At 49.7% G+C, this 18,317-nt stretch carries 15 protein-coding genes; 5 read left to right on the top strand and 10 right to left on the bottom strand.

Translation table 11 applies throughout. The features are described from left to right. Positions 1-66: 66 nt before the first annotated feature. The 4 genes from G451_RS29035 to G451_RS0111920 all read right to left on the bottom strand — a co-directional run bounded on the left by G451_RS29035 (position 67) and on the right by G451_RS0111920 (position 4,257). Positions 67-1,839, bottom strand: a complete 1,773-nt coding sequence (locus G451_RS29035; RefSeq protein WP_051261423.1) for a portal protein — start codon at positions 1,837-1,839, stop codon at positions 67-69. Between the two features lie 104 nt (positions 1,840-1,943). After that, positions 1,944-3,371: a hypothetical protein gene (locus tag G451_RS29030; protein WP_034641995.1), complete on the bottom strand. Its 1,428-nt coding sequence runs from the start codon at positions 3,369-3,371 to the stop codon at positions 1,944-1,946. Then, positions 3,352-3,765 (bottom strand): terminase small subunit, encoded by a 414-nt coding sequence (locus tag G451_RS0111925; protein WP_084448537.1) that lies wholly within the window; start codon positions 3,763-3,765, stop codon positions 3,352-3,354. The genes G451_RS29030 and G451_RS0111925 overlap by 20 nt, the downstream gene beginning before the upstream one ends. 84 nt (positions 3,766-3,849) lie before the next feature. Beyond that, on the bottom strand, positions 3,850-4,257 hold the full coding sequence (locus G451_RS0111920) for a Mor transcription activator family protein (RefSeq protein WP_027184446.1): 408 nt from the start codon (positions 4,255-4,257) through the stop codon (positions 3,850-3,852). Positions 4,258-4,581: 324 nt separating this feature from the next. Here G451_RS0111920 and G451_RS0111915 point away from each other — a divergent pair, with 324 nt between their 5' ends. From G451_RS0111915 to G451_RS0111895, 5 genes are all read left to right on the top strand, one after another. Continuing rightward, complete coding sequence (locus G451_RS0111915; RefSeq protein WP_051261421.1) at positions 4,582-5,160, top strand: type VI secretion lipoprotein TssJ; 579 nt, start codon at positions 4,582-4,584, stop codon at positions 5,158-5,160. A gap of 100 nt (positions 5,161-5,260) precedes the next feature. Then, positions 5,261-6,649: a type VI secretion system baseplate subunit TssK gene (gene tssK, locus G451_RS0111910; RefSeq protein WP_027184444.1), complete on the top strand. Its 1,389-nt coding sequence runs from the start codon at positions 5,261-5,263 to the stop codon at positions 6,647-6,649. A gap of 3 nt (positions 6,650-6,652) precedes the next feature. Next, the gene (locus tag G451_RS29025) at positions 6,653-7,327 is read left to right on the top strand and encodes a DotU family type IV/VI secretion system protein (RefSeq protein WP_051261420.1); all 675 of its coding nucleotides are present in this window, start codon (positions 6,653-6,655) and stop codon (positions 7,325-7,327) included. 13 nt (positions 7,328-7,340) lie between these two features. Next, positions 7,341-10,886: a type VI secretion protein IcmF/TssM N-terminal domain-containing protein gene (locus tag G451_RS0111900; protein ID WP_084448536.1), complete on the top strand. Its 3,546-nt coding sequence runs from the start codon at positions 7,341-7,343 to the stop codon at positions 10,884-10,886. A 120-nt stretch (positions 10,887-11,006) separates the two neighbouring features. Beyond that, the gene (locus tag G451_RS0111895) at positions 11,007-11,933 is read left to right on the top strand and encodes a restriction endonuclease (RefSeq protein WP_027184442.1); all 927 of its coding nucleotides are present in this window, start codon (positions 11,007-11,009) and stop codon (positions 11,931-11,933) included. An 18-nt stretch (positions 11,934-11,951) separates the two neighbouring features. Here G451_RS0111895 and G451_RS0111890 read toward each other — a convergent pair whose 3' ends face one another. The 6 genes from G451_RS0111890 to G451_RS32700 form a co-directional block, all read right to left on the bottom strand. Continuing rightward, positions 11,952-12,437: a GDYXXLXY domain-containing protein gene (locus G451_RS0111890; RefSeq protein WP_027184441.1), complete on the bottom strand. Its 486-nt coding sequence runs from the start codon at positions 12,435-12,437 to the stop codon at positions 11,952-11,954. Further along, complete coding sequence (locus G451_RS0111885; RefSeq protein ID WP_027184440.1) at positions 12,434-13,504, bottom strand: DUF4401 domain-containing protein; 1,071 nt, start codon at positions 13,502-13,504, stop codon at positions 12,434-12,436. The genes G451_RS0111890 and G451_RS0111885 overlap by 4 nt, the downstream gene beginning before the upstream one ends. Then, positions 13,497-14,501, bottom strand: coding sequence for a DUF2157 domain-containing protein (locus G451_RS32705; protein WP_027184439.1), 1,005 nt, complete (start codon positions 14,499-14,501; stop codon positions 13,497-13,499). Before G451_RS32705 ends, G451_RS0111885 begins: the two co-directional genes overlap by 8 nt. A 114-nt stretch (positions 14,502-14,615) precedes the next feature. Further along, positions 14,616-14,981: a hypothetical protein gene (locus G451_RS0111875; protein ID WP_027184438.1), complete on the bottom strand. Its 366-nt coding sequence runs from the start codon at positions 14,979-14,981 to the stop codon at positions 14,616-14,618. Positions 14,982-15,149: 168 nt separating this feature from the next. Next, complete coding sequence (locus tag G451_RS0111870; protein WP_027184437.1) at positions 15,150-16,505, bottom strand: efflux RND transporter periplasmic adaptor subunit; 1,356 nt, start codon at positions 16,503-16,505, stop codon at positions 15,150-15,152. A gap of 296 nt (positions 16,506-16,801) precedes the next feature. Then, positions 16,802-18,133, bottom strand: a complete 1,332-nt coding sequence (locus G451_RS32700; RefSeq protein WP_084448533.1) for a diguanylate cyclase — start codon at positions 18,131-18,133, stop codon at positions 16,802-16,804. Positions 18,134-18,317 lie beyond the last annotated feature (184 nt).

The raw sequence follows: 18,317 nt of genomic DNA, 5'->3' as shown, positions 1-18,317 counted from the left end.
AAAATTTCGTGTTCATGATGTCTTCGACGATTCACGACACCCTTCACCATGTATTGCTTCTCCCCTTCACTCTTTGGTTCCGGAAGCCTCTCTTTCTCCCTGCATCTCTTCCTCGCTCTTCACGATGCCGTGTCCAAGGTTGCGAGACGCAGCCATGCGGCGCAGGAGTTCACCCCGATGGATATAAGGAGCGTCCAATTCATTGGTGGTGAATTTGGCGAACGCATCGAGCTGCTCGACAAAAATTTCCTTGGCTACCAAACTCGTCCAGCCAAGCGGTTTGACGGAAAAATCACCTTTGATATCGGCGCGAGGATTGAGTGCCATGTTCCAATGATAAAGCGCTGTCAAAAAGGGCTTCGTAATACCTTCGTCGAAAAGCCGGACCTGATCTTTCAGTGTTACCCCCGCCGCCCCCATGAGCATGGATAAACCGCGCATGGTCTGCGATGCCGGAGAACTGAAATCATCGGGGTTGAGTTTGGGGACGGCCGTTGTTTCGTGAATATAGGTGGAAAACATCTCGGCCATGGTGAGAAACTCCTGCGTGTAACTCGGCATGGTCGAAACGCGCACGGCCGGATATTGACTATCGAGGCCCGCACCGCTGCGTAACCAGACACGAAACGGATGAATATCGGTCGGGTCTTCATTTTCCGGTAACAGATCCTGATTCACTTCGATTTGTGGGCCGGCACAGATCGCAGCATTGTCGAGCATGGCCCGGATGGAAGCATTGAAGAGCAACTGCGGATCACGCATGATACGCGCAGCACCTTCCCCGAAAATTCCGGTTTCGTCTTTTTCATAATAGTAGAAATAGAACGGCCAATCATGTCCCGACAATGGATCCACAACGAGTTTGACGACATTTTGCCCGAGGACATACGCATTGATGCGATAGTCGCACTCTGGATTGAATTCCGCCTCCAAGAAATATGGTTCAAGCAATTCTCCCGAAGCATACCCCCAAAATTCCAGCATTTCATAACGACCGGAGTCTCGGTCACTCACTCCGATCCGCGATGCATCGGAGAGGTCGCGCAACAACGTTTCATGATTTTTGTCATCGGCATCGCCATGTGGATAGGCCCGCAGATGCTCAGTGATGGACTCTCCAAAGAAATCTTCACGCCCGGCCATATCGGAGAGATCGGCTTTGGTGAAACGATGCCGTTGAAAAACATACCGGCAATTCGTCATGCACGACGCACTCATGTCGGGATACAAATCCCACAACGGTACGAATTCAACGTAGGGCCGAAGCCGTTTTCGCGGTTCGAGATGCCACCTGCCATTGTGCTGACTCCAACCAACCGTCGCGGATGCGGCTACGAGCGGGCCTTTGAGCACTCCGGTTCCGTACAAATTCCCCGAGTGTATTACGTCGCGAATAATATCGGCGTAGCCAGCCTCGTCGAGTTGATCTTCGATTTCTCGACTCATCCGCTCACATGCTTGCCGAGCCGTTTCAAGGATTGCCCCTCTGACCTGGTGTTCATCAGCTCCTGTCGGTGCGGATTGTGCGACGGCCGACGCGGAAGCAAATGCCAGTTCCGGTGTTGGGGTCGGTGCCAAAGCCCAATTTTTTTCTCCGGAACCGGGGAACAACAAGTCAGATAACCGGGCATCGATTGATCGGACTTTAGCCCGGGTCAGCCGAATATAGGCTCGACTCCGACGGGGATGAAGTCGTGACTCGACTTCGGGATCGTATACCCCTTTATACTGCCGTAAATCCTGCAACCAGCGATCTTCAATTTCACGGCGTTCTGCTTCGGCTTGCGTAAACAGCGACAAAATATATTGCGGTAGTCCCGTCATATCTTTCCCTTTCATGTTCACGTTCGTCTGAGTACGTCGTTCTTCATGGAAACGTCTTGAACGACTCTCAAATGGATTTCACAACGCTTTTTACGCCGCTAAAAAAACAATTCTCTCCGTCAATATCCGGCCACACTCTCTGCCGGAGCATGACGACGGCGTTGCGTAACGGGCCGACGTCGTAACGAGTTGTGCTCGGCCAAAAGCGCCGCGTATTGGAGCGCATCATGTGGGTGACTAAATCGATTTTTTGCCGGTCGCTCCGGTTCTCCCGACAGTTTTTGTCCGTAATGATACCCGGAGAGAAACCCTTTCCGCAGTGTTTTGCAGGCCGGTGACAGGACAAACCCCGGAGCCCCATCGAGGCTGCGAAGCAAGAAACCGGCAACGGCCTCGCGTCGGGCAAGAAAACTATTGGTCGGTGCCGGTCGAGTGGGAATACCGGCTTTATGCAGTTCTTCGAGACACGTTCGACCATCGGTTTGCGACCGAGCCGCTCCAGCCGGATCACCGACCGAGAGAAAGGACGTTGACAAGCCACGCTCGGCAAGAAATGGTTTCACGATCTCATTGGCAAACTGACGAATACCCATGCTTTCGCTTTCCAATTCGTACAGCACCGTAAACCGTCCGCTCGGTGTTGTTTGAGTGATGACGCATGCCGGAGTAAGGCCGAAGTCCCAACCGAGAATACAGGGAATCTCGGGCATAGGTTCAAGACTATCGGTCGCAAGATGGATCGTATCGTCATATTCCGGATACACCGGATGCCCGAATCGGGTGGTTCCGTATCGCCCGAGAATGTAGACATCGATCCAATCGGCCGGTTTCCCATCGACTTGACGTAACCAATACTCATAGCCAAGAGGTTGATGCTCAGCATTTTCGGCTTCAGGGTTCGGGACATATCTCCCGTTTTGGCGCAACAACGCTCCGGGCTGCCGATAAAAGGAAAACCCCTTGGGCTTTTCAACTTCAGCAAGCACGTACCACCAATGCTCGTCGTCGGGTGGGTTTGTGTCCATGATGACGCCAGACCAAGACGGTCCTCCATGCCGTTTGGCCGGGTATCGGCCGACACGACCGGTGAGAGCATCGATAATCGATTTATCAATCTCACGGGCTTCATTGACCCACGCTCCCGTCAATTCAAGGGACAACAATTTTTTCGCATCGTCAGGATGATCGAGTGCCAAGAAAAGCAACTCCATATCGATCCGTGTCCCATCACCAAGCGGAAGGCGCATTCGTCCAGAAATGGGAGCTCCCCCTTTTATGGGGCAAATGGACTCGGGTACCCAGTCGGAAAATGTTTTTATCGTCGTGGATTTCAACTCAGGGTAAGAATTCCGAATAATGGCGAATCGCGTCCGTCTCACCTTGTCGGGGCCGGGCACCTGACGTAACCCACGCACCAGTAATTCAAGACACATGGCCGAAGACTTCCCGGAGCCGATCGGCCCCATGACGCCACGAACAAAGGCATCGCTTTTATGAAAATGACGGAGCACCGGCGAAGCGGAGTAATTAATCGTGACGGCGTTCATGACGGGAATCCCCCAAATCGATGTCAAACGTAACGGTCATAGCCTGCGACTCCGCGGATTTCTCACTCAACAGTCCAAGATGCTTGGCGAGCAACTCCCAGGCTTTAATGCGGGAGCTTTGTTGTTCACCTGTCGTGGCTTCGAGCAACAAACCCTGAACAATGGCATTACGATCGAGCTGTGACGGAGCTTCCTGCGATGGTGAGGCAGCAGAAGTCGAAACCGCTTGATCGACCGATGATAGCGACTCCACCCGTTTCAACAGTTTTTTTGCTGTCGACGCGGCCGAACGTGGACTGTAGCCGGCACGCAACGCAGCCTGAACAGGATTTTTGTCCTTCTCGTACTCTTCGAAAAATCGACGCATCTTTTCAGTCATTGTATGCATTGCCATGGTTATTGTTGAGTTCGTGTCGTTCAATATGGTCTTACAATACGCACTTTTTATTTTTTCATAAGTGGTACCTTGTACCACCAATCACTCTTCGTACCGAAGAAGAACAAAACGTATTGTTTTTCTTGACGTACGAAATTCACGTGCCATTTTTGAAATGGAATCACCACGTGTGTATGCTTCCAGAATACGCCGGTCACGATCTTGACGGACAAATACACTGCGTGTGGGAATGAATATTTTTTCTCCCCCATAATACTCAGATAAACGCTCCGCAGCATCCTTTCCAAGAAGATGAGATAAGGCATGATCGCTTCGAATCTGATGAGGAATATAGAGTTCTCTTCCTCCAAGAACGAAAGATAACGTCAGCATTGCCTGACGTCCGACAGCATTGGCCATATATTGAATGTTATCCGGGAGAATATCCCAATCGAATGTATCGGGGTTGCAATCAAGAGCGTGGTGATTCATAAAAACACTATCGGTCATACGCGAGGTCTCCTTCTGTGTTTACCTGAAGACTACCACGGCTTTTGACCTGTCTCCCTGGCTGCCCCCGCGTACCCGATCCGGGTCGTGCTTTTCCCCCTTGACAGCGAGAGAAACAAATAAAAAAATATTTTAATATTCAACAATTACAGGAAACATAACTGATACTATCCCCGTGAAGAGCCGAATTTTCCCGTATTAAGCCCCCTTAAACACGGTAATAGAGCTCCTTCTCCAGTCATACCGAAAATAGAACGGTATCCAGGTAACTGTTGACTTGTGCTGATTTTTTGGTCAAATCCTATCGCTGACAATGGAGTAAATATGTTAAAAGTGAGCCCGTCTACGCACTACGTATCCCGAATGGCAGTCTTGGCTGTTTGCTGTTGCCTTGTACTGTTTTCCCTTATCTCGTGCGGTGGGTCACCGGATCCAAAACAAGACGAGCCCCAGTGGACATACGCTCCCGGCTTTATCAAATTACGATACCGAGCCGACCCCATGCTCAACATGTATGATGAAACCGGTCATGCGCTGTTGTTGTGCATTTATCAACTGAGCGATCCCAATTCGTTCAATTCGTTGGCCAAGACCCAGCAAGGCTTGCGAAAACTTCTCGAATGCAAAGAATTTGACGGTACGGTGGCGTCGTACCAACGATTGTTTGTCCAGCCCAAGGAAGATCAAACCATGTCCTTGGATCGTGCAGAAAAAGCGACATTCATGGGTATTGCCGCCGGATATAATCAGCTTGACCCCAAACAGTCGACCAAGCTCTATCAATATCCGGTGACCGAGAAGAAGGAAGGTTTTTTTACCACCACGACCATACGCAAGCCGGGTAAGGTCTTCATCAATCTGTTCCTCGGCCCCACCGGCATCCAGCAGGTCGGCGGCGATTGATGCGGTTCGCCCTCTGTGGGCGACCATCCCGTTTCCCTGCGGATTCCCTCCCGGTTTTGTGCCCTTTGTAACCGAAGTGACCAAAGGCGGATAAGGATTTATGGATACGCTGAAACGGGTTTATTGGCACCAGGGGCTTTTTCTTCAGCCCCAGCATTTCCAAATCACTGACGCCTCATGGGCGATGCACTTGAAATCCCTCCAAAAGGTGGGATTTCAATATTTTTGGGGAATTTGCGACCTCGATATCAATGAAGCCGATCTTGAGAACAAACGCTTTGAAATCCGCAGTGGTGAGTTCATTTTCAAAGATGGCTCCATTGTCAGTATTCCCGACAATGCCGTCACGCAGGCTCGGAGCTTTGAAAACGATTGGCTTGATACAGAGCGGCCCATGAAAGTGTACGTGGGTATGCACAAGTGGAATCCTTCCGGCAAAAACGTCACAGAGATTGAAGCACCCGACGATGCCTTTAAAGCTTCGACAAAGTACGTCACCGATATTGAGCCGCAGGAACTGCCCGACTTGCATGCCGACGGTCCGCCGTCCAAAGTTCAACGTCTCTCGTACGCACTCAAAATTTTTTGGGAAACCGAAAAAGACCAGATGAACGACTACGAAGTTTTGCCTGTCGCCATCTTACAACGACAAGGCGAGCGTATCGTTCTCTCCCCGACCTTTATTCCCCCGTGCCTCAATGTCAGCGCATCCAAAGCCTTGTCCCAGCTCATGCATGAAGTCCGTGACCTTGCTTCCGCTCGGTGCCGCGTCCTTGAACAGTATAAAAGCCCGCACGATCTCCAGGGGTCTGACGTCAACATTCGCTACATGGTTTACCTCATGGCGTTACGCACGCTGAACCGCCATGTCCCGCTTCTTCATCGTATGACTTCGGTCGATACAATTCACCCGTGGACTATGTTCTGCGAACTCACGCAACTCGTCGGGGAGCTTTCCACGTTTTCCGCGTCTATCAATGCATTTGGTGAAGGTCGCGACGGGAAGCAAATCGTCCCGGAATATGACCATGAGAACCTGTACGCATGCTTCAAGCCGGCGCGCCGATTAATCGGCGACCTGCTGGAAGGCCTTGTCCTCGGACCTGAATATCTCTTACGCCTCATTCGAGAAGGCGATTCCTTCAACGCCGAAGTACCCGAAGGAGTGTTCAGACCGGGCCAGTCGTACTGGCTTGTGCTGAAAACTCAGCAAGGCATGGAGTCTATCATCGATTCCATTCATCACATCGTCAAATTGAGCGCCACCAAATACATCTCGACACTCATAGCTCGAGCCGTTCCAGGTATCCCCCTCTCCTACTCAGCCGATGCCCCCTCCGGGCTGGCTCGCGGGGAGAACGCCTATTTCTTCCGCATCGACTCGGCAAGCCCACAGTGGCTCGATGTGGAAAAAACACATATGCTCTCTCTCTATTGGGATACAGCACCTGAGGACCTGACGGCCGAACTCGTCGTCATGCGAGGCTAGACCATGCGTATTATCGATTTGTTTGCCAATCCCCTGGCCTATGCACTGTACCTCATCGAAGGCAAAACACCGCCTCTTCCGTTTGAGAAAGTCCGGGAAGATCTTCTTGGCTATTTCGAACAGAGCGAGGAACTGGCCAAACAGAATGGCGTCGCCGAAAATGATTATATCAACGCAAAATTCGCGGTGTGCGCCTGGGTCGATGAGGCTCTGCTCACCTCCAATTGGCCGGACCGTGAACAATGGAAAAACATTCAACTCCAGCGTGGGTATTTCAATACCAACAACGCCGGGGTGGAATTTTTCCAACGCCTTGAAAAACTTGGAAGTGAAGACAAATCGGTTCGCGAAGTCTATGCCATTTGCCTCGCACTTGGATTTCGCGGTAAATACTTTCTCCCCGACAATGAATCTGAACGCGACGGCATCACCAAAGAATTGTTGTCACGTGTCAAAAGCGGGCGATTTGCCGAGTATACCCCCGAAACCGACCACCTTTTTCCATCGGCCTACCGACCCGACCCCGGAGCCCCCGGACGACGATGGAATGTCTGGCGTTTCGATTGGTATACAGTACTCATCCCGGTGGCCGCTCTCATTATTGTAGGCCAGATTTACTGGCTCTACCACAACGACCTCAATATAACCCTGCTCAATTTCTTCGGGTCGCTTAACTAGGCGAGTACGAGACATGATGAAATTCTTCTGGACCCTCTTCAAGATTCTATTGTTCCTGGTACTGTTTGCTCTCGCTGGCTTGGCCGTCTATATCCTTGTCAAAGTCCAGGGGTGGCCCATGTGGGTCGGTGCGGCTATTTTATTCGGCCCCATCGGTCTTGTCTTGCTCATCATCTTTATTCGCAAGTGGTTTTTCCGACGTCGGGAAAAACGCTTCGTCAAGCGCGTCATTGACCAAGAGCAAGCCAAAGTGGCCGAAGTGGCCGCTGAAGAAGAACGTGCTGCAGCCGATTTGCAAAGTCGCTTTGCCAAAGCCATAGAATATCTTCGCTCGGCAAAACTGACGCGCTATGGCAACCCGGTCTATGCCCTGCCATGGCATCTTGTGATCGGCGAACAGGGCGCTGGCAAATCCGAGGCGATCAAGAGCGCTCGACTCTCTGTGCCCATGACCGACGTCACGCCTGTGGGAGACGTCACGCCGACACGCAATGTCGACTTTTGGTTTCTTGATTCCATAGTACTTATCGACACGGCCGGACGCTATGTGGAAGCAGAAAACAACGCGCTGGCTAAAGCCGAATGGCGTGAATTTCTGACGCTGTTATCTCGACATCGCCGTCGTGATCCCACATCGGGACTAACCATCTGCATCCCGGCTGATATGCTGCTCACACAGAATGAAGACCAACTCACCGTGACGGCACGAAGTGTCCGGCGGCGAGTTGATGAGTTGATGCGTACACAAGGAGCACGATTTCCTGTGTATGTACTTATCACGAAGCTCGACAAAGTGCCGGGAATGCTCGATTTTTGCCAATCATTGGAGAAAGACGAACTCGAAGAGGCGTTTGGCTACAAAAATCTCGACGCGCACGATGATACACCTCATGACACCGCTCTTCTTGCTGTCAACGAACTCGTCGAACAACTCAAAAATCTGCGCTTGGATTTGCTGCGCCGTACGCCTGATCCAGATCCCGGTGTTGTTCTTTTTCCTGATGCGTTTGCCCAGATGGCTCAAGGTCTCACATGGTATGCCAAAGCGCTGTTCCAGAAGAACTCATTCCAGGAAACACCATTTTTCCGTGGCGTCTACTTTGCCAGTGCCAGACAAGAAGGCGAACCCTTGAGCTTAGCCACCGGGCCCATGGCTGCGTTCCGTACATCTACGGAACCGGGCTTCACCATGAACAAAGGGTTCTTCCTCAAGAAATTCTTTGAACGCGTTCTTCCCGAAGACCGACGCCTCAACTCTCCCTTGCGTGAATTTCTCACTTGGCGGTATCTCACACGCAACCTTGCGATGACATCGGTTCTGGCTCTCGCCTTCTTCCTCGCAGGGCTGTTGACGTTTTCTTACGTCAAAAACAATCAGGCTCTTGAAGAATTTACAGAAGATTTCACCACCGTTCCGGCATTGAGTGGTGATCTTACCCAGGATCTCATGCTGCTTGCTCGATTCCGACAGGAACTGCTTGCCATGAAGAACCTCAACCAGGATTGGATTATCCCTCGTATGGGCTTCAATCAAAGTCTCGACGCCCAAAAGCGACTGGAAAAGATTTATTGTACCCTCTTCGGGAAAGGCGCGTTGCTCCTGCTGGACGACATGCTCCGGAACCAAATCACCTCGATTGATAAAGAGACTCCTGTTGCGACGATCACCGCACTGGCCGCGTTTCTCGCTGGCCGGATTAATCTCCTCGATACCCGCTTAGCAAATGGTTCGGCAAAGGTAGGAAATGAAATTTTTCAGCCGGATAAACGGGCGTTGATTAATACGGATTCCGCCGTTTCCGTCCAGGCGGCTGACACCTTTGACACCCTCTATCTCCAGTACCTCAACTGGTCACAAGACACAGAAGGATTGAAGAAAGAAAAATCCGATCTCGTCAACATGCTCCAAACTCTGCTGCGCGCCAACAAGATCGAACAAAATTGGCTGGTAGACTGGGCCAATAATCTCCCGAGCATGACTCCGATCACCATGGAAACCTTCTGGGGGCCAACTCTCAAAGAACACGAAGAGGGTCCTATGATTCAACCGGCCTTTACTCTCGACGGTCGACAACGCATCATGGCGTTTGCGGACCATATCGAATCGGCACTGAGCAAAGAACCCGATGGAAGTGGATGGGCAGAACGTTTCTCCAAATGGTATGAGAATGAATACATCACGGCCTGGGAACTTTTTGCGATGAATTTTTCCTCCGGCCTGCAATGGGAACGCGACAAGCAAGAATGGCAGGGGCTCGCGCAAACCATGTCCACGCCGCAAAACCCCTATTTTCTCGTCCTTGATGCACTGGCCAAAGAGCTCTCGCCCTATAAATCCACTATGAACCGACCGTCCTGGCTCGAACCTGTTTTTCTCTTCGAGCGTGTGCGCCAAAAAGCCAATGCCCCGGATACGACGATTGAAAAAGGTTTAGCCCAACGCGTCACATCCATTGATGATTTTTTCAAACAAATCAGCAATATAGGCCGTGACGACACAGCACAAACGCAAAACGCCGGCACGACAGATGGCGTCCAGGGAAGCGTCGATGCCAACTCTCCTTCCGGGCTGAGCCGCGTCAACGACATCCTCGACTCCGTCAAAAGTTATCAAAGCTATACAAGCTCCTTACAGGAAATCTATATTGGCACGTTGGCCAGTACCTCGGCGCTGGCTTTGGCGGGCTCCATGTATAACCCTCCGGCCAAGCCGGCGGAAAGCAAATCTCCTTTTGTCGCTGCGCAAAAAGCGCAAGTCGACCTTGATCAAAAACTGGCTGGACAAAAAGATCTGTCCGGTATTTTCGGCGACCTGCTTTCCGGGCCTGTCCGTTTCTTCTGGGCGTATCTTGTCCTTGAAGCTGCCGACATCCTGCAAGCACGCTGGGATGGAGATGTTATTGCGCAGTCCGCGCATGTTCCGGAATCAAAACTCCCGAACTTCATGTTCGATAAAGAGAAAGGCCTTGTCTGGAAATTCCTCAAGGATGCCGCAAGCCCCTTTATTGAAACCATGCAATACGGCTACGCTCCCAAAGAGGTTCACGGGGTGAGCTTTCCGTTCACAACGGATTTCATCAATTTCCTCAATGGTGGATCCAAACAAACGCAGGCCGTGCAATCCGAATATACCGTCAGTATTGATGCACTCCCCACCGGCACAAACATGGGGGCGCAGGAAGAACCGTATGCAACGCTCCTGACGCTCGATTGCTTCGAAAAAGTGCAAAAACTCGAAAACTACAATTATCCGACAAGTACCCAATTCACGTGGCAACCAGGGAAATGCAATGATACGGTTTTGACGATTAACTTTTCCAATGTGACGCTGACCAAAACCTATTCCGGCTCTCTGGGCTTTCCAAAATTCTTGTCCGATTTCCGCTACAACGCCAAAACCTATAGCGCTTCGGACTTCCCCCAGAGCGCCGATGACCTTGCCGTTCTCGGCATTCAAGACATCAACGTCAATTTCAAAATTACAGGCGGTGTCCCCCTTATAGGTCTTCTCAAGGAGGACTCCTTTAAAATCCCGCAGGTCATTACCCATTCCTGGTAGAATGTCATTGAACGATAAGACACAAAGCGCCGAGGGAAGAGATATCCCTCGGCGCTTTGTCCTTTTATTGCTGTTTCGCTGCTCTTGGTCTCATTGATAAACTCTTACCCTCATGGAACTATGGCAATTCCTGATTTCCAAAGCACGATGCTTCCACTTCTTCAATTCTTGTCCGATGGAAACGAGCACTCCAATCGCGACATTCTCGACGCGCTCGAAAACCAATTCGACATGACGGAAGAAGAACAACACCGCCTTCTTCCCAGTGGAAAACAACGCATCTTCGTCAATAGACTGGCCTGGGCAAAATCGCACCTCAAACAAGCGGGACTCATTGCTTCGCGAAAACGCGGGTATTTTATTATCACCGACAGAGGGATGCATATCATATCGGAAGAAAAACCCGATGCAATCGGTATAAATTTTTTAATGCAATATCCTGACTATGTAGCTTTCCGACAAGGCAAAAAAAATGGCGAGAATGCACCAACGCAAGAGTCTGACCAATCTATTTCATGTGAACAGGAAAACACACCCGAAGAAGATATTGAACGTGGTCTTAGCGCCATAACGGAAGGACTCAAACAGGAGATCATGGCCAGCATTTTGGGCTGTTCATACCGTTTCTTTGAACAGCTTGTTATCGATCTCCTTTTGGCCATGGGATATGGTGGCTCCCGAAAAGAAGCCGGCATGTTGACGCGCAAAGGCAGTGACGAAGGTATTGACGGTATTATCAATGAAGACAAACTTGGGCTGGATACCATTTATGTCCAGGCAAAAAAGTGGACACATACCGTCAGCCGACCGGAAATTCAGAAATTTTCCGGAGCATTGCAGGGAAAACGTGCAAAAAAAGGAATCTACATCACCACGTCGCAATTCAGCAAAGAGGCGTATGCATTTACCCAAAACATCGAAAGTAAAATTATTCTGATTGATGGCGACCGGTTAGCGGAACTCATGATAGAGCACCACGTCGGTGTCACCATCGTGCAGACGTTCCATATCCAAAAGATCGACACGGATTATTTTATCGAAGCATAACCTTGCCCAGAACTTCCATCACGGCGTTTCCGGAACAATTCGTTTGAATTCCTTGTCGCGTAAATGCGTGAGAATGGCATTTCCATCGCCATCCACGCGCAACTCTCCGTACTTTGCACCAGCATATCGCTCTCCCGTTCCTTCCTCAAAAAAGAACGAATGCGGGGCAACTCGAGGCGTTCCTGTATTGGTAAACTTGAGATAGCGCTCATCATCAGACAACGATGTTCCATTATCAATACGGACAAATGAAGCGACATCATGATCATCAAGGCGTACAACCAATCGGCCTTTCGGAGGAAGCGACAGCTTTTTCACATCGTCCTCCAGCTGATACGCCAGCGCCATGTAATCCCCCTGCAACAATGACCGGGGATCGACTGGACGTAAGGGCAGTAAAACACAAGACCCTTCACGAAGGGTGTTCTCCTTCGTCACGACGATACCAGCCGCCAACGCCAGTATAATCAGGGCCGAACCGAGGATGAGCACACGTTGTTTCATGAGGCACTCCCTCCCTGTACCGCGCGTTCTCCGCTCCATCGCAAAATGGCCCAGCGTACTGCCAGTAGCAATGCCCCGCTGGCAAACAGAATATATGCCTTCTCAGACAGGCTGAATTCAAGATTGTAATAATACATCACGATAAACACCGGCAAAGAAATCAACCCCAGCGCAGTCAAGACTCGTTCCCCTCTCTCGTGCCCCAGAAAAAGTAAATACAGGGCCGCTATAATGCTGGGATGTATCAATACACCGAGCACAATGGCCGTCACGATGCCGATCCCCCATGAGATTTTTGCTGGCCGCATCCATGCTTTGAGGGCAAGAGCCAGGACCAGCAACGAAGTCCAAACAGCCTGTTGCGGCCATTCTAAGTGACCAGTCCCAAAAAGCATGACAACAAGTACGCCAAGTCCGGAAAGTGCTGCCGTCAATTCCAGGGGGGCACGAATATCACGACGATTCGGAATAAATGGAGAAGACAGTAAATAGAGTCCGCAAATGGCCGATATAATCACCGGCCCCCAGGTATTTTCAAAATCCCAAAAACACCATAATCCAAACAGACTCAGCGCGCATAAGCTAGTCAAGAACCGTATTGTACGCTCGGAAAAGAACAAAAAATAGACAAGAGTTACTCCAACTTGTATCCCCGCCAAAACAAGTATGGACGCCTTTTCATAATCCAGATGAAGCATGTCCCAACAGGCACCTTGAAAAAGCCCATTGGCAACCAAAGCGAAGGCGATCACAAATTGTTCATGTGTCACGGTATCCCGGCGTTTTCCACGAGCAAAAAAAATGGCCGCGGCAAAACAGGCCGCGGCACAAAACATCATGGACACCGTCGTATCATTCAGGACGCCGATTGTAACAAGAAACCCTAACAAAAAGAACGATGCGATCCAGGCCGATATGCCTTGAAACAATCGAACAAGCAGCCCATCAGGAATATGGCCTGCTCGCTCCGCAAAATACACTGCTGCCTGCGCTTTGACGGAAGCATCAATATGCCCCTGGATTTCGAGCGAATCCAGGACGTCAGCAAGAACGGGTTCTTCATGCATGATTGTGCTCCTCCATACGACGATGCCATTTCCGAATTATGGCGACAGCCTTACCTGTCGCGAACACCAAAATGAGACCGAAGAGAAATATTTCGTATCCGAACAATGGCATCTCAAGCATGACGCGGCCGATGCCAGTCAGAACAATGGCCTCCAGAGCAAAAACAACCAGGGAAAAAGATCGGATGTCAGCGAGCTGCACATACAGCCGCCAGGCAAACGGTAATCCCACCACACACGCTACAATCGGCCCGATATAATCCTGAAATGCCCCCGACGCACTTGGCCACAGCGCAATACCAAAACATACCGGGGTCACAGCCAAACTCAGGCAGGCAAGTAAGAGTAATCGCTTGTACCACAAGGCTTGCCTGATACGAAAAGATCCCCAATAAAACCCGAGTTGAAGCACAAATAACCCACACCAGAACAATGGCCAGTTTGCTCCTGACGGTTGGGCAACTTGCTCAAAATATAAAATATATGCCGTATCAAGAACGGTCAGATGAAACGCCAGCATCGGTGCGGAGGGCAAAGCAACAACAAAACCGGACATCAGAACAGCCCATAGCGCAAACAACTCCCAGGCATCGGCCCCGGTTTGATAAACTTGCCCAATCACCAGAAACACAACACCGACAAACGTGGACGCCGCCAAGAGCAGCCCCTGGCGTAAGAGACTCCCTTCTTTGGCCCATGCCGCTCCTCCGGCAGTGAGAGCCAAGCCGAGGGCAGCCAAGACGATTTTCTTTAAACCAGTCATGCTCTGCCAATTCGCTGCGACCAGGCACGCCAAGCCGGCCAGCAGAAGCACCAAGCCCAGGGCGAAAAGCAAGCGGTCAGCCCAAAGAAGCCATTGTCGTTGAGACAGAACATGACGCCGTGCAGTGCGCGTAGCGCTCCTGTTCAATATCCCGGCGCGTTCCAAATCATCGATGACGGCCAGGGTGGCCGGCCGTGCAAGCGAATCCAAACGATCTTCATGTGTTTCCGTCATGCCGATTCCTGAAAAAATTGTGATCAACACGAGACATCAATCTTCTTCTCTGGGATGAGAATGAAGCGTACACACGCCGTAATCGGCACCTGCACATTATGCCATGCAAAATTGCTAATTTTGATGTGCGAGAACAATAAGAACGACAAGCTCTTCATCTTGTCCTACGGTAATAGTCAAGCCGGAGTCGCCCTTGGAATAATGTAATGAATTCCCGTCTGGAACAGTCGTTTCCAACACGCTTGTCCAACCGGATTTTTTTGCGGCATCTTTGTAAAATGTGACAACGTCATCCATAGCACCTTGCGGTTGTATCACGACCTGTAGAATTCCTTGCATCTGCATGACGTGCATAACTGACGCGCCTGGATACAACGGTACTTCTTTTGCTATTTCTTCAGGATACTGTGGAGCACAGAAGGCAAAAGATGCAAAGCACAAGACAGTCAATAAAGAACAGAAAATATGAATACAACGCATGATGACTCCTTGCTTGCTCAAGTTTGAGGAGGAATACGAATTCTGAAAGAGCTACCTCTCTTTGCGCAAGAAGTCTATATAACACCACTCCATGTCATTGCGTTACAGCAAAATAATATCGTCTTACCAACGCGCGATGCACGCGTTCTCCGACAAACATGTCTTTTGTTACCCGGACACCGCATGGACACGGGTTCCATTGACAAGATTTTTCGGTGGTGCAGAAATGACATTATCACCAGAAGATAACCCTGAGGTGATCTCAGCTTCTTTATCGTTGAGAATACCGACGGTGACTGTTTTGCATACAGCTTTTCCCTGCTCAACTGTAAAAACCTGCCACTGACCATTCTCGGAGCGAAACAAAGCCAATCGAGGAACGACCAGGACATTATCATGCTTTTGTGTGAAGATACGAACGCGAACGCGATACCCAACACCGAGATGCTGTTCGGAGGGAGAGAGTGTCTTTTTGACATCATCGGGCAATGAAATAATAACGGGAACACGTTGCTGCTCCACTCCCAAAGACGAAAGTTTCGTAAACGCCAACGGCTTGACTTCTTTCACCGTACCGTGCAGCGTCGCGTCGGACAATGCTTCACCATACATCTCCACACGGTCGCCAGGGTGAATACGTGCAGCTTCCTGAGAAAGAATATCGGCCGTCACTTCCAGCTCTTCAAGTCGGCCAATCAACAACAAATCAACGCCTCCCGCTAAAGCGACCTTATTGTCCACGGCTCGCTTGAGAATGATGCCATCCACCGGACTTTTCAAGGAAGCCTTCTCCACATTGCGTTGAGCCTGTGCCAAACGCGCTTGCGCGGCATCCCGCGATTTGAATAACGCATCGGTTCGCCCATTTTTCACTGTCATGTATTCCGTGACATACTCCGGACCAAGCCGAAACGCTTCGAGAATGGCATCAATAGCTTTGGCCGTCAGATTCCCTGTCGATAAATCAACGACAGCTTGGGCTTTTTCTTTTCGCGCTTCCTGATATTTTTCGTCGGCAACAGCCTGTTGTTTCCGCAACGTTCCAATGGCATTCAACCACCACGCCGAATAATCGACCTGTGCCTGCTTGGCCTTAACCATTTCATGGGCTGCTTCCGATGTTTTCACCATGGATTCAATAAGACTCCCGGCTTCAATCAAAGCGGTTTTCTCAAGCGACATATTCTGATTGACTGCAATTTCAGCGTTGAGACGCTCAGCATCGGCTTCGGCAAGGGAAAGCTCGGTCTTGATATCGTCCATCTCCAAAGACGCGACCACTTGGCCGGAATGAACGCGATCCCCAGCTTGCACATCAATAGGCATGACCGTTGCGGGGAACGGCATGGTGACCCGATAGGTACGGGGCAACGTCGTTCGGGCACGCTCCTCGACATACGCGGCGATATTCTTGGGAGAGACCAGGGCTGTCTTCACGAGGAGCCCGGGTTGATTAGCAAAAGCATACCAGCCAGCGGCAACAAGGGCGACAATGACCAGTGTCCAGATCATGTATTTCTTCATAATACCCTCACTCTGACAAGTTCGTTGAAAAAGGCGCATTCCATCCAATCAGGAATACCGCCGTCAACATGCAGAGCCCCTCCATATGGTGTGGGGTTCATCTGTACCCCTAGGCAACAGTCTCTCTCGTGGAAAAACAGGTGTCTACACAAAAAACAACAAAACAAAATTTATCAACGAAGTCCAGACAACAAAGAATGGCCGGGAGCAGGAGAGAGGCAGGATCGTTTTTTTGCTTTCACACTATAAACTGCTCAAGACGAGGAGTGAATCTTGAAGGATACAGGCACAGTGATTCACACTTCATACTGCTGTATTTGATTTTTCCCCTTCTTCTTGCTCGCGTACAGTGCTTGATCAGCATACTTCACCAAGTCATCAGGCTGCATCATGCTGTCAGGACGGATTGTCGAGACACCGATACTGATAGTCACGACGTTGGCGACGCAAGACGCTTTATGAGCAATTGCCTTGGCTTGAATACTGTTTTGGATTTCGTTCGCAACATTGCGCGCTCCCGCTGAATCTGTATCCGGAAGCAACAAGACGAACTCTTCTCCTCCATACCGAGCAGCGATATCAGACGCTCTCCTACTACACTTTTGAAAAATAGAGGCGATCTCTTTCAGACAATCATCCCCGCTTTGATGTCCATATGTATCATTGTACAGCTTAAAGAAATCAATATCAGCCATAATCAAAGAAATTGGCCGAGATGCTCTCTGTGCTCGCCTGAATTCTTCGGTAAGCTTTTCATCAAAGCACCTTCTATTGAACAAATTGGTTAGTCCATCCAATCGTGCAAGCCTTTCAATCTTACGACCTACTTTCAATAAGTCGAGTTCAATACGATGAGAGTTTATTATAATAAGTGACGATATTATCCCGACGATACCAATAATCGTCATAAGAATCGCCACGCTGCTCCATACTTCGACATTATTTAAGAAAGATACCGGAGGTTTATGCTTCATGGTAACAACAAGGCGAAGGAAAGATGAAGACATCGTAAACACAAGAAATACGACCAAAATGAGATCATACTCTTTGAGTATTGATTTCGAATACGACATGACAATTCTCAAGGACTCACCAAACAGGATAATCAGAACGACACAAAGGCAAATGACTCTATAATACAAGCTTGGAGATCCAAATGTCCACCATACATAGAACAATAGAAATGCACATAACACGAAAGAATAAAATGGCATCAACCTCCATCGAACTCCGAAAAAAGTTGAAAATCCGTACGCCAACATAAATGGCATCAAAACAATAAGAAAGTTTCCAATAATTATTGTGAGAAAAGTCGGAATGAAACCACGCATCGAAACCAAGACAGCCCCAATGCTGGCACTGACAATGCCCAGTGTCCATGAATGGAATCCTGGATACGTTTTCCGTGCAACGGAATAATATACCATCACAACGGCAAGAACGAGACATGTCATCGCACCGACTTGTAGCGTCGTACGGATATCCAATGGTTCAAACATCGTAATTATAGAACTATTTCTTTTATAGCAGGTAATTGTTTTAAATACATACCTTTTATTTCGCTCACAATAAACAGTTTCTTGTATTGTGCCACGCACCCTAATCAGCTTCCCTTTATTGATCAACATTGCCTTCGTGTGCAAGTCTTCAAGAGTACATCATGTTCTCTTTGTTCTCGTCACGACAACAAACGCTTCAACACGAGATTTAATGCAAGGTCAAGACTGATATCGGGGTGCAGAGATCTTCAGAAATGATGATGGAGCGATGCTTCATCGCTCCATCATACACGTGATTCTAAAAAATTCCGGA

It is taken from the genome of Desulfovibrio inopinatus DSM 10711 (genome assembly GCF_000429305.1).
In the GTDB taxonomy this organism is placed as follows: Bacteria; Desulfobacterota; Desulfovibrionia; order Desulfovibrionales; family Desulfovibrionaceae; genus Alteridesulfovibrio; species Alteridesulfovibrio inopinatus.
Note: the sequence above shows the minus strand (reverse complement) of the source record. Positions and strands in the feature narration are given on the sequence as shown.